This is a genomic window from Pseudomonas putida (assembly GCF_001976065.1).
GTDB classification, from domain to species: Bacteria; Pseudomonadota; Gammaproteobacteria; order Pseudomonadales; family Pseudomonadaceae; genus Aquipseudomonas; species Aquipseudomonas serbica.
Genome location: NZ_MNAH01000001.1, coordinates 118,045 through 134,291, shown reverse-complemented (window position 1 = coordinate 134,291; position 16,247 = coordinate 118,045). Strand labels below are relative to the sequence as shown.

Genomic DNA, 16,247 nt, shown 5'->3' with positions numbered 1-16,247 from the left:
GATGATCGGTTCGGTTTGTCGCGAGGAACAGCCCGCATTCGTTCAGCGCCGGTTCAGCGACGAACGGGACGCTTCTGCAGTTTGCGCTGCAGCGTACGGCGATGCATGCCCAGGGCGCGGGCGGTGGCGGAGATGTTGCCCTCGTGCTCGGTCAACACGCGCTGGATGTGTTCCCACTGCAGGCGGTCCACGGACATCGGGTTTTCCGGCACCAGGCTGTCAAGGTCGGCGTGTTCGGACAGCAGCGCGGCCAGCACGTCGTCAGCGTCGGCGGGCTTGCACAGATAGTTGCAGGCGCCGCGCTTGATCGCCTCCACGGCGGTGGCGATGCTCGAATAACCGGTGAGGATCACCACGCGCATTTCCGGGTCCATTTCCAGCAGCTTGGGTAGCAGCACCAGGCCAGAATCACCATCCATTTTCAGGTCCAGCGCGGCATAGTCCGGCATATCGGCCTGGGCGATGGTCAGCCCCTCTTCGGCGGAACCGGCGGTGCTGACGCGAAAGCCACGGCGGGCCATGGCGCGGGCCATCACCCGGGTAAAGGTCGCGTCATCGTCGACCAGCAGCAAATGCGGCAGTTCTTCGCCTTCGACTTGGATTTCGTCACTCATGTTGGTCTCCTCGGGCGCCGTGGGGCAGGCGCAGCTCGGTGAGCGTGCCGCCTTCCTCATGACTGTAGAGTTTCACTGAGCCGCCGGCGCGTGTCACGCTGGCCTTGCTCAAAAACAGGCCCAGGCCGAAACCTTTGCCCTTGGTGGTAAAGAATGGCTTGCCGATCTGCTCGGCAATGGCCAGCGGCACACCGGCGCCGTGGTCACGGATGCTGATGGTCAGGTCCTCGGCATTCCAGTCCAGGGTCACCTGCAGCCCTTCGGGGCAGGCATCCGCCGCGTTGTTCAGCAAATTGAGCAATGCCTGGGTCAGGTCTGGCGGCGGCGCCATGCGTGGCACCGTGCCCTGGCCCAGGCGCTGGAAGCGATAGCTGGCTTCCGGGCGCATCAGGTGCCAGCGATTGAGCGCCTCATCGAGCCAGTCAGTGACGTCCTGCATCTGCACGGCGAGCCGGCGATTGGCCTCCGCCGCCCGCACAAGCTGCTGCAAGGTTTCTTTGCACAACTTGACCTGATCCTGCAGCACCTTGAGGTCATCCTGCAGCATCGGGTCAGGATGATCCTGTTGCATCTCCTTGAGCAACACGCTCATGGTCGCCAGCGGTGTACCCAGCTCATGGGCAGCGCCCGCCGCCTGGGTGGCGACGGCCAGCAGTTGCTGGTCGCGCAGGCCTTCTTCTCGGCGAATGGCCCGCAGCTCTTCCTGGCGACGCAGCTCTTCGGCCATGCGCGCGGCGAAGAACGTGATCACTGCCGCCGCCAGGGCGAAACTCAACCACATCCCGTAGACCTGCAGGTTTTCCTGGGCGATCGGGAAGGTTTGCAACGGGTAGAAGCGCGCCAGCAGCAGGGTGTACATGGTCAGGGCGATGCCCGACAGAATCACCGAGTAACGCCATGGCAAGGTCACTGCCGCGATGGTTAGTGGCACCAGGTAATAAGAGACAAACGGGTTGGTCGAGCCACCCGAGAAATACAGCAGCGCACTGTGGATAAACAGGTCGCAGGCCAGCTGCACCGCGTACTCGAGCTCGGTGACCGGCCAGGTGGTACGCAGCCGAATGGCCGTGAACGCACACAGCAGCATCGAGCAGCCGAGGGTCGCGGCCAGTTGGAACCAGGGCAATGGCAGTAGCTCGAGCCAGTAGGCCAAACCCACGGAACCGGCTTGAGCGGCCAATACAAGGGTGCGGATGAACGTCAGCCGCCAGAGATTCTGGCGCGTGGCGGAAGTGATTTGAACGGGGGCGAGCATGAGCTCTCCTGATGAGCGCTCCAGGCGGATCGAAGGGAGTATAACCAAGCGCGGGTCTGGCAGGCGAAAGTGCGGCAAAAGGACACATGCAGGAGCGAGCCTGCTCGCGATGGTCGTCAACGATGACGCTGGGACCTTGGCACCCCGCGGCGCCCTCAGGTTCATCGCGACAGGCTCGCGCCTACAGGGGGGGCATGTACATCTGTATACAAGTTGTAACTGTGCGAAACGGATCATCAACGCTAGAGTCTGATGACTCTCGCAGGCACGCACCATCAACCTGCGCACCCACCCAGGAGCCTTCATGCACACATTCCGCCGCAGCGCCGCCCTCCTCGCCCTGAGTGCTGGCACCCTCGCCGCACTCCCGTCCCTGGCCGCCGACGAGCTACATTACAACCAGATTTCCCTGCGCGCCGAAGTCAGCCAGGAAGTCGCTCGCGACCTGATGATCGTGACCCTCTACACCGAAGAACAGAACACCGACCCGGCCAAGCTCGCCGCCGACGTCAGCACCACCATGAACAAGGCCCTGGCCCAGGCCAAGCAAGTCAAGGACATCACCCTGCGCCAGGGCAGCCGCAACAGCTATCCGATCTACGACGCCAAGGGCCAGAAGATCACCGGCTGGCGTGAGCGTGCCGAATTGCGCCTGGAAAGCCCGGACTTCGCGGCCCTGTCGAAGCTGACCGGCGAACTGCTCGGCGACCTGAAAATGGGCGGCATGGATTTCGCCATCGCCACACCCACCCGCAAGGCCAGCGAAGACGCTTTGCTGAAGGAGGCCGTGACAGCCTTCAAGGCCCGCGCCCAACTGGCCACTGACGCCCTGGGCGGCAAGGGTTACAAAATCGTCAACCTAAACTTCAACAGCAATGGCTACCCGCAACCGTACATGCGCGCCCCGATGATGATGAAAGCGGCCAGCATGGACGCCGCTGCGGTGACGCCGGAAGTTGAAGCCGGTACCAGCCAGGTCAGCATGACAGCCGATGGCTCGATTGAAGTGCTGATGCCTTGACTCGATAAGTCTGGATAACAAAACGGCGATCATTGAAGTGATCGCCGTTTTTTTTTGGATCCTGAGCTATAAATGAATACGCACACCCAAAAAGCCGAGGGACTTCATCCGGTGCAACCGACCCTTTGGCTGATCGGGTTGCAACAATAACCACTCTTATTCACGCCATACCCACCCCACAAACAGGGGTATATATAAGTAACACCCCGCCCTGACCGGGCGCATCCAGATCGCGGCACGCACCGTTTAAGTGCGTCGATTGCACCTGAAAAACGTCGCGCAAACGGTCAAATGCGTCAAGTTTTATACAAATGCGACATTAAGGTACGTTCGTGCCACTGTTTAACGCCTGTAGTCGCTCTGGATCTTGCATTGGGTATGGCCCCTGCATAAGTATCCGCAGGCACGACTCACGAGGTCGTCCTCAAAATCAAAAAATGACAACAAATCATGAGGCCACCATGCTTAAACAAGCGGTCATTCCGTTTTTATTAGGTGCCAGCTTGCTCGCTAGCGCACCGTTCGCCCAAGCTGCGACTAACCTGGTGTTCTGCTCCGAAGGGAGCCCGGCCGGATTCGACCCAGGCCAATACACCACCGGAACCGACTTCGACGCCTCTGCCGAAACCATGTTCAACCGCCTGACCCAGTTCGAGCGCGGCGGCACCGCCGTCATTCCTGGCCTGGCGACCAGCTGGGACGTCTCCGATGACGGCCTGACCTACACCTTCCACCTGCGTGAAGGCGTCAAGTTCCACACCACCCCTTATTTCAAGCCGACTCGTGAGTTCAACGCCGACGACGTGCTGTTCACCTTCAATCGCATGATTAACAAGGATGACCCGTTCCGCAAAGCGTACCCGACCGAATTCCCGTACTTCACCGACATGGGGATGGACACCAACATCACCAAGATCGATAAAGTCGACGATAAAACCGTCAAGTTCACCCTCAAAGACGTCGATGCCGCGTTCATCCAGAACATGGCCATGAGCTTCGCCTCGATCCAGTCCGCCGAATATGCAGCCCAGCTGCTGAAGGAAGGCAAGGCCGCCGACATCAACCAGAAGCCGGTCGGCACGGGTCCGTTCGTGTTCAAGAGCTACCAGAAAGACTCCAACATCCGCTACACCGGGAACAAGGACTACTGGAAGCCGGACGACGTCAAGATCGACAACCTGATCTTCGCCATCACCACCGACCCGTCGGTACGTATCCAGAAGCTGAAGAAAAACGAGTGCCAGGTCACCCTGTTTCCTCGTCCAGCGGACTTGAAGGCACTGCGCGAAGACAAGACCCTGAAACTGCCTGACCAGGCTGGTTTCAACCTGGGCTACATCGCCTATAACGTGATGCCCAAGGTTAAAGGTCAGACCGACGCCAACCCGCTGGCCGACCTGAAGGTTCGCCAGGCACTGGACATGGCCGTCAACAAGCAACAGATCATCGACTCCGTATACCAGGGCGCCGGCCAGTTGGCGGTCAACGCCATGCCACCGACCCAATGGTCCTACGACACCACCATCAAGGATGCGCCGTACAACCCTGAGAAAGCCAAGGAGCTGCTCAAGGAAGCCGGCGTGAAGGAAGGCACCGAAATCGTTCTGTGGGCGATGCCGGTACAGCGTCCCTACAACCCTAACGCCAAGCTGATGGCTGAGATGCTGCAGTCCGACTGGTCCAAGATCGGCCTCAAGGTCAAGATCCAGAGCTACGAGTGGGGCGAGTACATCAAGCGCTCCAAAGGTGGCGAGAACCAGGCGATGCTGATTGGCTGGAGCGGTGACAATGGTGATCCCGACAACTGGCTGAACGTGCTGTTCGGCTGCGACTCGCTGGAAGGCAACAACTTCTCCAAGTGGTGCGACAAGAAGTTCGACGACATCGTCAAACAGGCCAAGCGTACTTCGGACCAGGGCAAGCGCACTGAACTGTACAAACAGGCGCAACACGTCCTCAAAGATGCTGTTCCAATGACACCTATCGCTCACTCGACGGTGTTCCAACCCATGCGCGCCAATGTGCAGGACTTCAAGATCAGCCCGTTTGGCTTGAACTCCTTCTACGGCGTCAGCGTCAGCAAATAAGGTTCTGTAGCGGCGACGTTTCTTGACGTCGCCGTTACTTTATCGACCGAGAAAGCAGGAATCCGCCTACCTCCAAATCGTCTACTGCCTTCAGCAGAGCATTAGGACGCGTCGCTTTTTCCTACGAGTCTTTAGGACTCTTCGTATTTACTGCCGAACCCACGATTCATACCGTCGGGATTCGACCAGTTCATGCGTGGGTTATCGGTTTTGCTGCACGTCATGGCTTGAGACCAATGAGACCTCCCTTTACCCGGATTTCTCATTGCCAAACATTGAACAAGAGAGAGCGTCATGCGCCATACCCTGGTTTTATCCGCATTGCTGGGCACAGGCCTGTTGGCCGCGACGTCCATGAGCCAAGCTGCCTCCAATAGCCTGGTGTTCTGTTCCGAAGGCAGCCCCGCCGGCTTCGACACCGCGCAATACACCACCGCGACCGATAACGACGCCGCCGAACCGCTGTACAACCGCCTGGCCGAGTTCGAAAAAGGCTCGACCAATGTCGTACCGGGCCTGGCCACGAGTTGGGATATTTCCGAGGACGGCCTCAAGTACACCTTTCACCTGCGTCCCGGGGTGAAATTTCACACAACCAAGTACTTCACGCCGACCCGTGACTTCAACGCTGACGACGTGCTGTTCACCTTCAATCGCATGCTCGATCCGCAGCAACCTTTCCGTAAGGCCTACCCGACGGAATTTCCGTATTTCAACGGGATGAGCCTGAACAAGAATATCGCCAAGGTCGAAAAGACCGGGCCGCTGACCGTGGTCATGACGCTCAACAGCGTGGATGCCGCGTTCATCCAGAACATCGCCATGAGCTTCGCCGCGATTCTCTCCGCCGAGTACGCCGACAAGCTGCTCGCCGAAGGCAAGCCGAGCGACATCAACCAGAAGCCGATCGGCACCGGGCCGTTCGTGTTCAAGAGCTACCAGAAAGACTCGAACATTCGTTACACCGGCAACCAGCATTACTGGGACCCGAGTCGGGTCAAGCTCGACAACCTGATTTTCGCCATCAACACCGACGCCTCGGTGCGTGTGCAGAAGCTCAAGGCCAACGAGTGCCAGATCACCTTGCACCCGCGCCCCGCCGACGTGACCGCGTTGAAGAACGACCCCGCGTTGCAGTTGATCGAAAAGCCCGGCTTCAACCTGGGCTACATCGCCTACAACGTGCGGCACAAGCCGTTCGACCAGCTCGAAGTTCGCCAGGCACTGGACATGGCGGTGAACAAGCAAAGCATTCTCAACGCCGTTTACCAGGGCGCAGGGCAACTGGCGGTCAACGCCATGCCGCCGACCCAATGGTCCTACGACGACACCATCAAGGATGCCGCCTACAACCCGGAAAAAGCCAGGGAGTTACTCAAGGCCGCCGGCGTCAAGGAAGGCACCGAAATCACCCTGTGGGCCATGCCCGTGCAGCGCCCCTACAATCCCAACGCCAAGCTGATGGCCGAGATGCTCCAGGCGGACTGGGCGAAGATCGGCCTCAAGGTCAAGATCGTCAGCTACGAATGGGGCGAGTACATCAAGCGCACCAAGAATGGCGAGCACGACATCAGCCTGATCGGCTGGACCGGTGACAACGGTGACCCGGACAACTGGCTCGGCACGCTGTACAGCTGCGACGCCATTGGTGGCAACAACTACTCCATGTGGTGTGATCCGGCTTACGACAAGCTGATCAAGCAGGCCAAGGTCGTCACCGACCGCGACCAGCGCACCCTGCTCTACAAACAGGCGCAGCAGTACCTCAAGCAGCAGGTACCGATCACGCCGGTCGCCCACTCGACGGTCAACCAGCCGCTGAGCGCCAAAGTCGAAGGGTTCAAGGTCAGCCCCTTCGGTCGCAACGTGTTCTCGGGTGTCGGCATCGAAAAGTAAAACCGTGTAGCTGAAAACGCTGGGGGCGCATTGCGCCCTCACGCAAGCGTATTGCCGTAATTCGCCATTTTGGCTCACAGCAAACGTTTGCGATGCGTGCAAGTGTTGCAAAACAAATAGCCGGACCACCCAAAAAGGCCGGCATTAATAATAGAAAGTAAGGAGCTTCACCCATGAAACTGAGCAGCACCGCGATACTGGCCTTGGCCATCAGCAGCATAACCGCCACGGCGTACGCTGAAACCCAGAGCCAGGCGTACACCCCAGTGACCGTGAATGAAAAAAGCGCCCAGAGCGAAGCCACCGGTTTCCTTGAAGGCCAGTCAATCAGCGGTACGACCCGTAACTGGTACGCCAACGAACAACTGAAGCGCGGCGCCAAGTTCACCTACAAGAAAGACGGCGTTTCGACCCCGACTGATCGTCGCATCAACTGGGTTCAGGGTACGATCGTCAAGTACAACTCGGGCTTCACCGAAGGTGCCCTCGGTTTCAGCACGGAAGTGGCGGCCTACAACGCCATTGCCCTGGATCAGGACCGCAAGGACCTGGCATCCAACAACGGCGGCGCACCGGGCACTCGCCCAGGCGCGGGCAACAACCGTACCCTGACCGAAGAAGGCGGCGACGCCGTTGGCCAGTGGAGCAAGCTGGGCCTGGCCAACGTCAAGGCGCGTATTTCCAACACCACCCTGACCGCCGGTCGCCAGAACTTTAGCAGCCCGATGGTCGACGTCATCGGTAACCGTGCGCTGCCTTCGAGCTTCCAGGGTGTAGCGATCCACAGCGAAGAGCTGAACAACCTGCAATTCGACCTGGCTACCTTCGATCGCAACTCTCCGCGTACCGAAGAAAGCCAGCGCAAATTCCGCACCGAATACGCCAACGGCATCGTTGAAACCGATCACGTCTATACCGGCGGTATCACCTACACCCCATTCGCCAGCCTGACCACCAGCCTCTGGGCCACCCAGGCTGAAGACATCTGGAACCAGTACTACTTCGGCGCCACTCACGTGCTGGGCGACAGCCAGGTGCTGAGCCTGACCACCGGCCTGAACTACTACAAGACCCAGGAAGAAGGCAAAGCGCTGATCGGCGACATCGACAACGACACCTACTCCCTGTCGTTCGGCCTGACCCACCAGGCGCACACCCTGACCTTCTCGTACCAGGAAGTGAACGGTAACGAGTACTTCGACTACCTGCACGAAACCAACGGCATCTACCTGGCCAACTCCCTGCTGTCGGACTTCAACGGCCCGAACGAGAAGTCCTTCCAGATCGCCTACGGCTTGAACATGGCCGAGTACGGCGTGCCAGGTCTGAAGTTCAACATCTACCAGGCCCGCGGCTGGGGCATCGACGGCACCCACTACACCGGCAACAAGGGCGTGGCGGACAAAGGCTACGACGGTATCCAGTCGCAAGACGGCGAACACCATTACGAATACGGCATCGGCGCCACCTACGCCGTACAGAGCGGACCGTTCAAGGCCACCACTATCCGTGGCACCTACACGGCTCACCGTGCCAGCGAAAACCAGGCTGATGGCAGCATCAACGAGTTCCGTCTGGTGACCACGGTTCCGTTCAACATCCTGTAATGCCCGTGCCTAACGGCTGATTCAATGACGAGTCGGCCGTTAGGCGTTTGTCCTTTAACTGATTGCAGAGGGTTCTTGATGAAAATGCTTCCCCTACGTGCGGCCATCGCGGCCGCATTGCTCAGTGTCGCTGTCGGCGTTTCGGCCAAGCCCCTGGTGGTTTGCACGGAAGCCAGCCCCGAAGGCTTCGACATGGTCCAGTACACGACTGCAGTCACCGCCGATGCCGTGGCCGAAACCATCTTCAATCGCCTGGCGGACTTCAAGCCCGGCACCACCGACGTGATTCCGGCACTGGCCGACTCCTGGGACATCAGTGAAGACGGCCTGACCTACACGTTCCATCTGCGTAAAGGCGTCAAGTTCCACACCACCGAATACTTCAAGCCGACCCGCGACATGAATGCCGACGACGTGGTCTGGAGCTTCCAGCGCCAGCTGGACCCGAATCATCCGTGGCACAAACTGTCGAGCGTGGGCTTCCCGTACTTTGAAAGCATGGGCTTCAAGGAACTGCTCAAAAGCGTCGAGAAAGTCGACGACAACACGGTCAAGTTCACCCTGACCCGCCGCGAAGCGCCGTTCCTGGCCGACATCGCCATGGCCTTCTCGTCAATCTACTCCGCCGAGTACGCCGACCTGTTGCTCAAGGCCAACAAGACCGGCGACCTGAACAACAAGCCAGTGGGTACCGGTCCGTTCGTCTTCCAGCGCTACAACAAGGACGCCCAGGTTCGCTTCAAGGCCAACCCGGACTACTTCCGCGGCAAGCCGCCGGCTGATGCGCTGATCCTGGCCATCGCCACCGACAACAACGTGCGCCTGCAGAAGCTCAAGGCCAACGAATGCCAGGTCGCGCTGTATCCGAAGCCGGATGACATCCCGAGCATCAAGAAAGACTCGAACCTGAAGGTCGACGAACTGAACGCGATGACCGTTTCCTACATCGCCATGAACACCACGCACAAGTACATGAGCGACGTGCGGGTGCGCAAAGCCATCGACATCGCCTTCGACAAAGAGGCGTACGTCAATGCGTTGTTCGGCAAAGGCAATGCGACCGCCGCGGTCAACCCGTACCCGGACACCCTGCTGGGCTACAACCACAGCCTGAAGAACCCGGCCCACGACCTGGACAAGGCTCGCGCCCTGCTCAAGGAAGCCGGCGTACCGGAAGGCACCACCTTCACCCTGTTCACCCGCAACGGTGGCGGCCCGACCAACCCGAACCCGATGCTCGGCGCGCAGATGATGCAAGCGGACCTGGCCAAGGTCGGGATCAAGATCGACATCCGCGTGATGGAATGGGGCGAAATGCTCAAACGCGCGAAAAACGGCGAGCACGACATGGTTTCCGCCGGATGGGCGGGCGACAACGGCGACCCGGATAACTTCCTGACGCCTATGCTCAGTTGCGAGGCCGCGAAGAACGGCGAAAACTACGCTCGCTGGTGCAATGAAAAATTCCAGGCCCTGCTTGACCAGGCCCGCGAAAAAACCGACCCGGCCGAGCGTGCAGCACTGTACGAACAGGCTCAGGTTATCTTTAACCAGGACCAGCCATGGATCAGCATGGCGCACACTAGAATGTTCACTGCAATGCGCAACAACGTAGAGGGCTACCAAATAAGCCCGCTCACCACCAATAACTTCGCCACCACCCAGGTGAAGTAGATAAGAAACTCCCGGCATTGCCGCACCCTGGCATGCCGGGCACGCCTAACCGGCTGATGAGGTACACCTTACGATGTTTAGTTTTATTGCCCGCCGACTGGGGTTACTGATCCCCACGTTCTTCGGCATCACCTTGCTGACTTTCGCGCTGATTCGCATGATCCCTGGCGACCCCGTGGAAGTCATGATGGGCGAACGCAGAGTCGACCCGGAAATGCACGCTCAGGCAATGGAACGCCTAGGTCTGAACAAACCCCTGTATGCCCAGTACCTGGATTACATCGGCAAACTGGCCCACGGTGATCTCGGGGAATCCCTGCGTACCCGTGAAAGCGTCTGGAACGAGTTCACCTCCCTCTTCCCCGCAACCCTGGAACTGTCCATGGCCGCCCTGCTGTTCGCCGGCATCCTGGGCCTGCTGGCCGGGGTGATCGCAGCCCTCAAGCGAGGGTCCCTGTTCGACCATGGGGTGATGGGTGTCTCCCTCGCGGGATACTCGATGCCGATCTTCTGGTGGGGCCTGATCCTGATCATGTTCTTCTCGGTATCCCTGGGCTGGACCCCGGTGTCCGGGCGGATCGACCTGCTCTATGACATCGAGCCGCGCACCGGCTTCATGCTGATCGATACGCTGCTGGCCGATGACGTCGGCGCATTCTTCGATGCCCTGCATCACCTGATCCTGCCGGCCATCGTGCTGGGCACCATCCCGCTGGCGGTGATTGCGCGCATGACCCGTTCGTCGATGCTCGAAGTGCTGCGTGAAGACTACATCCGTACCGCCCGCGCCAAAGGCCTGTCGCCGTCGCGCGTGGTGTTCGTGCACGGCCTGCGCAACGCGCTGATTCCGGTACTGACCGTGGTTGGCCTGCAAGTCGGCACCCTGCTGGCAGGCGCTGTCCTGACCGAGACCATCTTCTCCTGGCCGGGCATCGGCAAATGGCTGATCGAAGCCATTGGCGCCCGCGACTACCCCGTCGTACAAAACGGCATCCTGTTAATCGCCTGCCTGGTGATTCTGGTCAACTTCGTAGTGGACATCCTCTACGGCTTTGCCAACCCACGCATCCGTCATCAGCGCTGAGGTCAATACCCATGAGCACTCCAACATCCTCAGTAGCCACCGCCACGTCCGCCGTGGACCAAAGCCTGCTGTACCCGTCGCCGTACAAGGAATTCTGGCAAGCGTTTTCCAAGAACAAAGGTGCCGTTGCCGGCCTGATGTTCATGCTGCTGGTGATTTTCTGCGCCATCTTCGCCCCGTGGGTTGCCCCCCATGACCCGAGCGAGCAGTACCGCGACTTCCTGCTCACCCCGCCAGCCTGGCTGGAAGGCGGGCAGATCCAGTTCCTGCTGGGTACCGATGAACTGGGCCGCGACCTGCTGTCGCGCCTGATCCAGGGCTCGCGCCTGTCGCTGCTGATCGGCTTGTCGTCGGTGGTGATGTCGCTGATCCCGGGGATCCTGCTGGGCCTGTTCGCCGGTTTCTTCCCGAAAGCGGTCGGCCCGACCATCATGCGCCTGATGGACATCATGCTGGCCCTGCCGTCCCTGCTGCTGGCCGTGGCGATCGTCGCCATCCTCGGCCCTGGCCTGATCAACACCGTGATCGCCATCGCCGTGGTGTCCCTGCCGTCCTACGTTCGCCTGACCCGCGCCGCGGTGATGGGCGAGCTGAACCGCGACTACGTGACCGCCGCGCGCCTGGCCGGTGCCGGCCTGCCACGCCTGATGTTCGTGACCGTGCTGCCCAACTGCATGGCGCCGCTGATTGTCCAGGCGACTCTGAGCTTCTCCTCGGCGATTCTCGATGCCGCCGCACTGGGCTTCCTCGGCCTTGGCGTACAACCGCCAACTCCTGAGTGGGGCACCATGCTGGCTTCGGCCCGCGACTACATCGAACGCGCCTGGTGGGTCGTCAGCCTGCCTGGCTTGACCATTTTGCTCAGCGTGCTGGCAATCAACTTGATGGGTGACGGCCTGCGCGATGCGCTGGACCCGAAACTCAAGAACGCCGCCTGAGGAGATTCCAATGTCACTGTTAGAAATCAAGAATCTCAACGTTCGCTTCGGCGACAAGAACGCTACGCCCGTAGTCGATGGCCTCGACCTCAAAGTCGACAAGGGCGAAGTGCTGGCCATCGTTGGCGAGTCGGGTTCGGGTAAATCCGTGACCATGATGGCGCTGATGGGCCTGATCGAGCATCCCGGCATCGTCACCGCCGACTCGCTCAGCTTCGACGGCAAGGACATGCTCAAGCTCAGCAACCGTCAGCGTCGGCAAATCGTCGGCAAAGACCTGTCGATGGTCTTCCAGGACCCGATGACCGCGCTCAACCCGAGCTACACCGTCGGTTTCCAGATCGAAGAAGTGCTGCGCCTGCACCTGAAAATGTCCGGCAAGGCTGCGCGCAAACGCGCCATCGAACTGCTGGAAAAAGTTGAGATCCCGGGCGCGGCCAGCCGAATGGACGCCTACCCGCACCAACTGTCCGGTGGCATGAGCCAGCGCGTCGCGATCGCCATGGCGATCGCCGGCGAGCCGAAACTGCTGATCGCCGACGAACCGACCACGGCGCTGGACGTAACGATCCAGGCGCAGATCATGGACCTGCTGCTGGCGTTGCAGAAAGAGCAGAACATGGGCCTGGTGCTGATCACCCACGACCTCGCGGTCGTGGCCGAAACCGCCCAGCGCGTCTGCGTGATGTACGCCGGCCAAGCGGTCGAAGTCGGTCAGGTGCCGCAACTGTTCGACATCCCGGCACACCCGTACAGTGAAGCGCTGCTCAAGGCGATTCCGGAACACAGCCTGGGCGCCTCGCGCCTGTCGACCCTGCCGGGCATCGTGCCTGGCCGCTACGACCGTCCGCAGGGCTGCCTGCTGTCGCCGCGCTGCCCGTACGTGCAGGACAACTGCCGCGTGCAGCGCCCAAGCCTTGACCCGAAAAGCAACAGCCTCGCCCGCTGCTTCTTCCCGCTGAACCAGGAGGTGGCGTAATGGCCGTCGTACTTACCGCCCGCGACCTGACCCGTCACTACGAAGTGTCCCGTGGCCTGTTCAAGGGTCACGCAACCGTACGCGCCCTCAACGGCGTGTCGTTCGAACTGGAAGCCGGCAAGACCCTCGCCGTGGTGGGTGAGTCAGGGTGCGGCAAGTCCACCCTGGCCCGCGCCCTGACCCTGATCGAAGAGCCGTCCTCCGGCTCCCTGAAAATCGCCGGCCAGGAAGTCGCCGGTGCCGATAAGGCCCAGCGCAAGCAACTGCGCAAAGACGTGCAGATGGTGTTCCAGAGCCCGTACGCCTCGTTGAACCCACGGCAGAAAATCGGTGACCAGCTCGCAGAACCTTTGCTGATCAATACCAACCTGTCGGCCACCGAACGTCGCGAGAAAGTCCAGGCGATGATGAAGCAGGTGGGCCTGCGTCCTGAGCACTACCAGCGTTATCCGCACATGTTCTCCGGTGGCCAGCGCCAGCGTATTGCGCTGGCCCGGGCGATGATGCTGCAACCGAAAGTGCTGGTGGCGGACGAACCGACCTCGGCGCTGGACGTGTCGATCCAGGCGCAGGTGCTCAACCTGTTCATGGACCTGCAGCAGGAGTTCAACACCGCCTACGTGTTCATCTCCCACAACCTGGCGGTGGTGCGCCACGTCGCCGATCACGTGATGGTGATGTACCTCGGCCGTCCGGTGGAAATGGGGCCCAAGGAAGACATCTACACCCGCCCCCTGCACCCGTACACCCAGGCACTGTTGTCGGCCACTCCGACCATCCACCCGGATCCGGACAAACCGAAAATCAAGATCGTCGGCGAGTTGCCCAACCCGCTGAACCCACCACCCGGCTGCGCCTTCCACAAGCGCTGCCCATACGCCACCGAGCGTTGCAGCACTGAAGAGCCGGCCCTGCGCCTGCTCGACAGCCGCCAGGTGGCTTGCCACTACGCCGAGCAATTCCTCGACGGCGCGGCGTAAACAAACGCCCCGGTCAGCGGGGCGCTTGAATCAGGCAAACCCCTTCTCTTTCGATTGCACATCAATCGAGGGAGCAGGGGTTTTCTTTGGTTTGCACAAGCCCACTGCCATTTCTGACAGTTACGCACGCCCCGCTGTTTTGTTTGAATCCTGTCGCAGAGTCCTGTGTCACGCGACGCAAGGCGTAGACACGCAAACATTCAAACGACAGGGACAGGTGCAAACATCATGGAAATCCAAGCAACAGACGGAAACGCTGGTCAGCTAGACCCAGTATTCGGTGATTTTGGCCAAATCAGACCCGACTTTCTGGCCGGCTCGGTCAGGGCCGTTGTGTTATCGGCTGAAGGTGAACTGACCTACGCGACTCGGCAGGGACAGGGTTTCACTCTGTACCGCACCGATTCTGACGGCATCAAGGACGACGCGTTCGGCCACGACGGCAACACCGGTGAGTGGCGGTTTGTCTGCGGTAAACAGGCAACGCCGGTGCGCTTGCTACTGCAGGACGATCGCAAGATCCTGGTGATCGGTGAGACCCAGGAAGCCGACGGTATCCGCCGGGCCGCACTGCGACGCTTTCATGCCAACGGAAGCCCGGACCTGGTCTTCGGCAGTGTCGTCATTCCAGTCGCACAGCATGATTATTCCCAAGTGGAGCTGATCGACGGTTGCCTGCAGGATGATGGAAAGGTGCTCGTGTCGTTCACCTATTACATCAGTGACTCCCAAGGGGCACTGCTGGCGCGCTTGTACGGCAACGGTGAACTGGATACCGGATTCGGCAACGGCGGGTTCCTCGAGATCGAAAGCGAGGGCGATTTCATCCAGCTCAGTAGCGTGGTGATTCAAGACGGAAAAATCGTTGTGGGGGGGACCACCCTATCCGGTCAGCTGGTTCTGGCCCGTTATGATCTGCAAGGGCGAATCGATAGCCAGTTTGGTGTCGATGGTTTTGCTTTCTACGCATCAACCGATGGCTCACTCAGGATGCGTCAGCTCATCCCACAGGCGGATGGCAAGCTGGTATGTGCTGGCGGCCTGCAGGAGACCCTGGGCATGGTGATGAGGTTTACCGCAGACGGTCGCCCCGACAAGGAGTGGAATGGCGGTCGTCCTGTATTGACCGACACCGGTCCTGAAACATTCTGGAGAGCCTTGGCCCAGCAGCCGGACGGGGAGATTGTCGTGGTCGGTCACAACCGGGCGCTGCATATCCTCGCTGGCAGGTTGTTGCCCAATGGCAAACCTGACGCTCGCTTCGGCAGGACCGGGACCGGATGGATATCCTTTGGTCCTTCAGGGGGATTGGCGTGGGATGTGAAGGTGCAGAGCGCGGCCAGAATGATCGTTGGCGCCGAGGCGGTCATCGACATCGGTCATCACGGCCCGGTGGTCTACGGGCTGCAAGCCTGAGCCCGGCTTCCTGCAGGAGCGAGCTTGCTCGCGAAGGCGGACTGTCAGTCGCTTATGATGCTGACGGATATGACGCCTTCGCGAGCAAGCTCGCTCCTACAGTGGGTCCGGCGCAAGGGTTTGGTAGGGTCTGCGATTTACGTCTGGCTGTCGCCTTCGTCGACATCATCGGAGTCCGGTTCATCGGTGGTCGAGTCATCGTCGTTGTCGGCACCACCCTGCCCCTTGTCGCCCGGTTCCGATTCGGACTTGGCGATCATCAGCTCGCCGAGGGTCCCCTGCCCGCTCGACGCCTGGGTTTCATGATCCTCACACTCGGCCCAGACCGCCGAACTGCCGAGGGCCAGCATCACCAATACCTTCAACAGCAACACAACGCGTAGCAATCTGTTCATAGCCGAATCCATCCTTTCGTGGAGTGCCTGTCTGGCGCTGATTAAATCTAGTTCCAATCACCAGGGTTCACCAAATAGGACGCTAACGACCGGTCGGAAATGCCGAGAAAGGTGAGACTGGTTTTGAATAAGGGTTATACCCAAACTCAATAACAACACCGTCCAGTGTGGGAGCGGGCTTGCTCGCGAAGAGTCCATCACACCCAATATCCATGTCGACTGACACTCCGCTTTCGCGAGCAAGCCCGCTCCCACACTGAACCGCGCACCAACAAAAAACCCCGCAGCTTTCGCAACGGGG

13 protein-coding genes are annotated in these 16,247 nt (G+C 60.1%); 10 read left to right on the top strand and 3 right to left on the bottom strand.

Features of this window, described 5'->3' with window-relative positions; genetic code table 11:
• Positions 1-53 precede the first annotated feature (53 nt).
• Both BKX96_RS00575 and BKX96_RS00570 read right to left on the bottom strand, forming a co-directional pair.
• The gene (locus BKX96_RS00575) at positions 54-614 is read right to left on the bottom strand and encodes a response regulator transcription factor (protein WP_046820579.1); all 561 of its coding nucleotides are present in this window, start codon (positions 612-614) and stop codon (positions 54-56) included.
• Entirely contained in the window at positions 607-1,869 is a 1,263-nt protein-coding gene (locus tag BKX96_RS00570; protein WP_046820580.1) for an ATP-binding protein, read from the bottom strand. The genes BKX96_RS00575 and BKX96_RS00570 overlap by 8 nt, the downstream gene beginning before the upstream one ends.
• A gap of 304 nt (positions 1,870-2,173) precedes the next feature.
• Between BKX96_RS00570 and BKX96_RS00565 the strand changes: the two genes are divergently transcribed.
• The 10 genes from BKX96_RS00565 (at position 2,174) to BKX96_RS00520 (ending at position 15,551) form a co-directional block, all read left to right on the top strand.
• Positions 2,174-2,890 (top strand): SIMPL domain-containing protein, encoded by a 717-nt coding sequence (locus tag BKX96_RS00565; protein WP_046820581.1) that lies wholly within the window; start codon positions 2,174-2,176, stop codon positions 2,888-2,890.
• Between the two features lie 461 nt (positions 2,891-3,351).
• Positions 3,352-4,977 (top strand): ABC transporter substrate-binding protein, encoded by a 1,626-nt coding sequence (locus BKX96_RS00560; RefSeq protein WP_046820582.1) that lies wholly within the window; start codon positions 3,352-3,354, stop codon positions 4,975-4,977.
• 294 nt (positions 4,978-5,271) lie between these two features.
• Positions 5,272-6,873, top strand: a complete 1,602-nt coding sequence (locus BKX96_RS00555) for an ABC transporter substrate-binding protein (protein WP_046820583.1) — start codon at positions 5,272-5,274, stop codon at positions 6,871-6,873.
• A 173-nt stretch (positions 6,874-7,046) separates the two neighbouring features.
• Entirely contained in the window at positions 7,047-8,480 is a 1,434-nt protein-coding gene (locus BKX96_RS00550; RefSeq protein WP_046820584.1) for an OprD family porin, read from the top strand.
• 78 nt (positions 8,481-8,558) lie between these two features.
• Positions 8,559-10,154, top strand: coding sequence for an ABC transporter substrate-binding protein (locus tag BKX96_RS00545; protein ID WP_046820585.1), 1,596 nt, complete (start codon positions 8,559-8,561; stop codon positions 10,152-10,154).
• Positions 10,155-10,227: 73 nt separating this feature from the next.
• Positions 10,228-11,238, top strand: a complete 1,011-nt coding sequence (locus BKX96_RS00540; protein WP_046820586.1) for an ABC transporter permease subunit — start codon at positions 10,228-10,230, stop codon at positions 11,236-11,238.
• Between the two features lie 11 nt (positions 11,239-11,249).
• Complete coding sequence (locus BKX96_RS00535; RefSeq protein ID WP_046820587.1) at positions 11,250-12,176, top strand: ABC transporter permease subunit; 927 nt, start codon at positions 11,250-11,252, stop codon at positions 12,174-12,176.
• 10 nt (positions 12,177-12,186) lie between these two features.
• Positions 12,187-13,155 (top strand): ABC transporter ATP-binding protein, encoded by a 969-nt coding sequence (locus BKX96_RS00530; protein ID WP_046820588.1) that lies wholly within the window; start codon positions 12,187-12,189, stop codon positions 13,153-13,155.
• Positions 13,155-14,135 (top strand): peptide ABC transporter ATP-binding protein, encoded by a 981-nt coding sequence (locus BKX96_RS00525; protein ID WP_046820589.1) that lies wholly within the window; start codon positions 13,155-13,157, stop codon positions 14,133-14,135. The genes BKX96_RS00530 and BKX96_RS00525 overlap by 1 nt, the downstream gene beginning before the upstream one ends.
• A gap of 228 nt (positions 14,136-14,363) precedes the next feature.
• Entirely contained in the window at positions 14,364-15,551 is a 1,188-nt protein-coding gene (locus tag BKX96_RS00520) for a hypothetical protein (RefSeq protein WP_077182433.1), read from the top strand.
• 137 nt (positions 15,552-15,688) lie between these two features.
• Here the strand turns inward: BKX96_RS00520 and BKX96_RS00515 are convergent, their stop codons facing one another.
• Positions 15,689-15,946: a hypothetical protein gene (locus BKX96_RS00515; protein WP_046820591.1), complete on the bottom strand. Its 258-nt coding sequence runs from the start codon at positions 15,944-15,946 to the stop codon at positions 15,689-15,691.
• Positions 15,947-16,247 lie beyond the last annotated feature (301 nt).

Coding starts and splice junctions, on each gene's coding strand:
- BKX96_RS00575 (WP_046820579.1), bottom strand. CDS start 614: ATGAGTGACGAAATCCAAGTCGAAGGCGAAGAACTGCCGCATTTGCTG.
- BKX96_RS00570 (WP_046820580.1), bottom strand. CDS start 1,869: ATGCTCGCCCCCGTTCAAATCACTTCCGCCACGCGCCAGAATCTCTGG.
- BKX96_RS00565 (WP_046820581.1), top strand. CDS start 2,174: ATGCACACATTCCGCCGCAGCGCCGCCCTCCTCGCCCTGAGTGCTGGC.
- BKX96_RS00560 (WP_046820582.1), top strand. CDS start 3,352: ATGCTTAAACAAGCGGTCATTCCGTTTTTATTAGGTGCCAGCTTGCTC.
- BKX96_RS00555 (WP_046820583.1), top strand. CDS start 5,272: ATGCGCCATACCCTGGTTTTATCCGCATTGCTGGGCACAGGCCTGTTG.
- BKX96_RS00550 (WP_046820584.1), top strand. CDS start 7,047: ATGAAACTGAGCAGCACCGCGATACTGGCCTTGGCCATCAGCAGCATA.
- BKX96_RS00545 (WP_046820585.1), top strand. CDS start 8,559: ATGAAAATGCTTCCCCTACGTGCGGCCATCGCGGCCGCATTGCTCAGT.
- BKX96_RS00540 (WP_046820586.1), top strand. CDS start 10,228: ATGTTTAGTTTTATTGCCCGCCGACTGGGGTTACTGATCCCCACGTTC.
- BKX96_RS00535 (WP_046820587.1), top strand. CDS start 11,250: ATGAGCACTCCAACATCCTCAGTAGCCACCGCCACGTCCGCCGTGGAC.
- BKX96_RS00530 (WP_046820588.1), top strand. CDS start 12,187: ATGTCACTGTTAGAAATCAAGAATCTCAACGTTCGCTTCGGCGACAAG.
- BKX96_RS00525 (WP_046820589.1), top strand. CDS start 13,155: ATGGCCGTCGTACTTACCGCCCGCGACCTGACCCGTCACTACGAAGTG.
- BKX96_RS00520 (WP_077182433.1), top strand. CDS start 14,364: ATGGAAATCCAAGCAACAGACGGAAACGCTGGTCAGCTAGACCCAGTA.
- BKX96_RS00515 (WP_046820591.1), bottom strand. CDS start 15,946: ATGAACAGATTGCTACGCGTTGTGTTGCTGTTGAAGGTATTGGTGATG.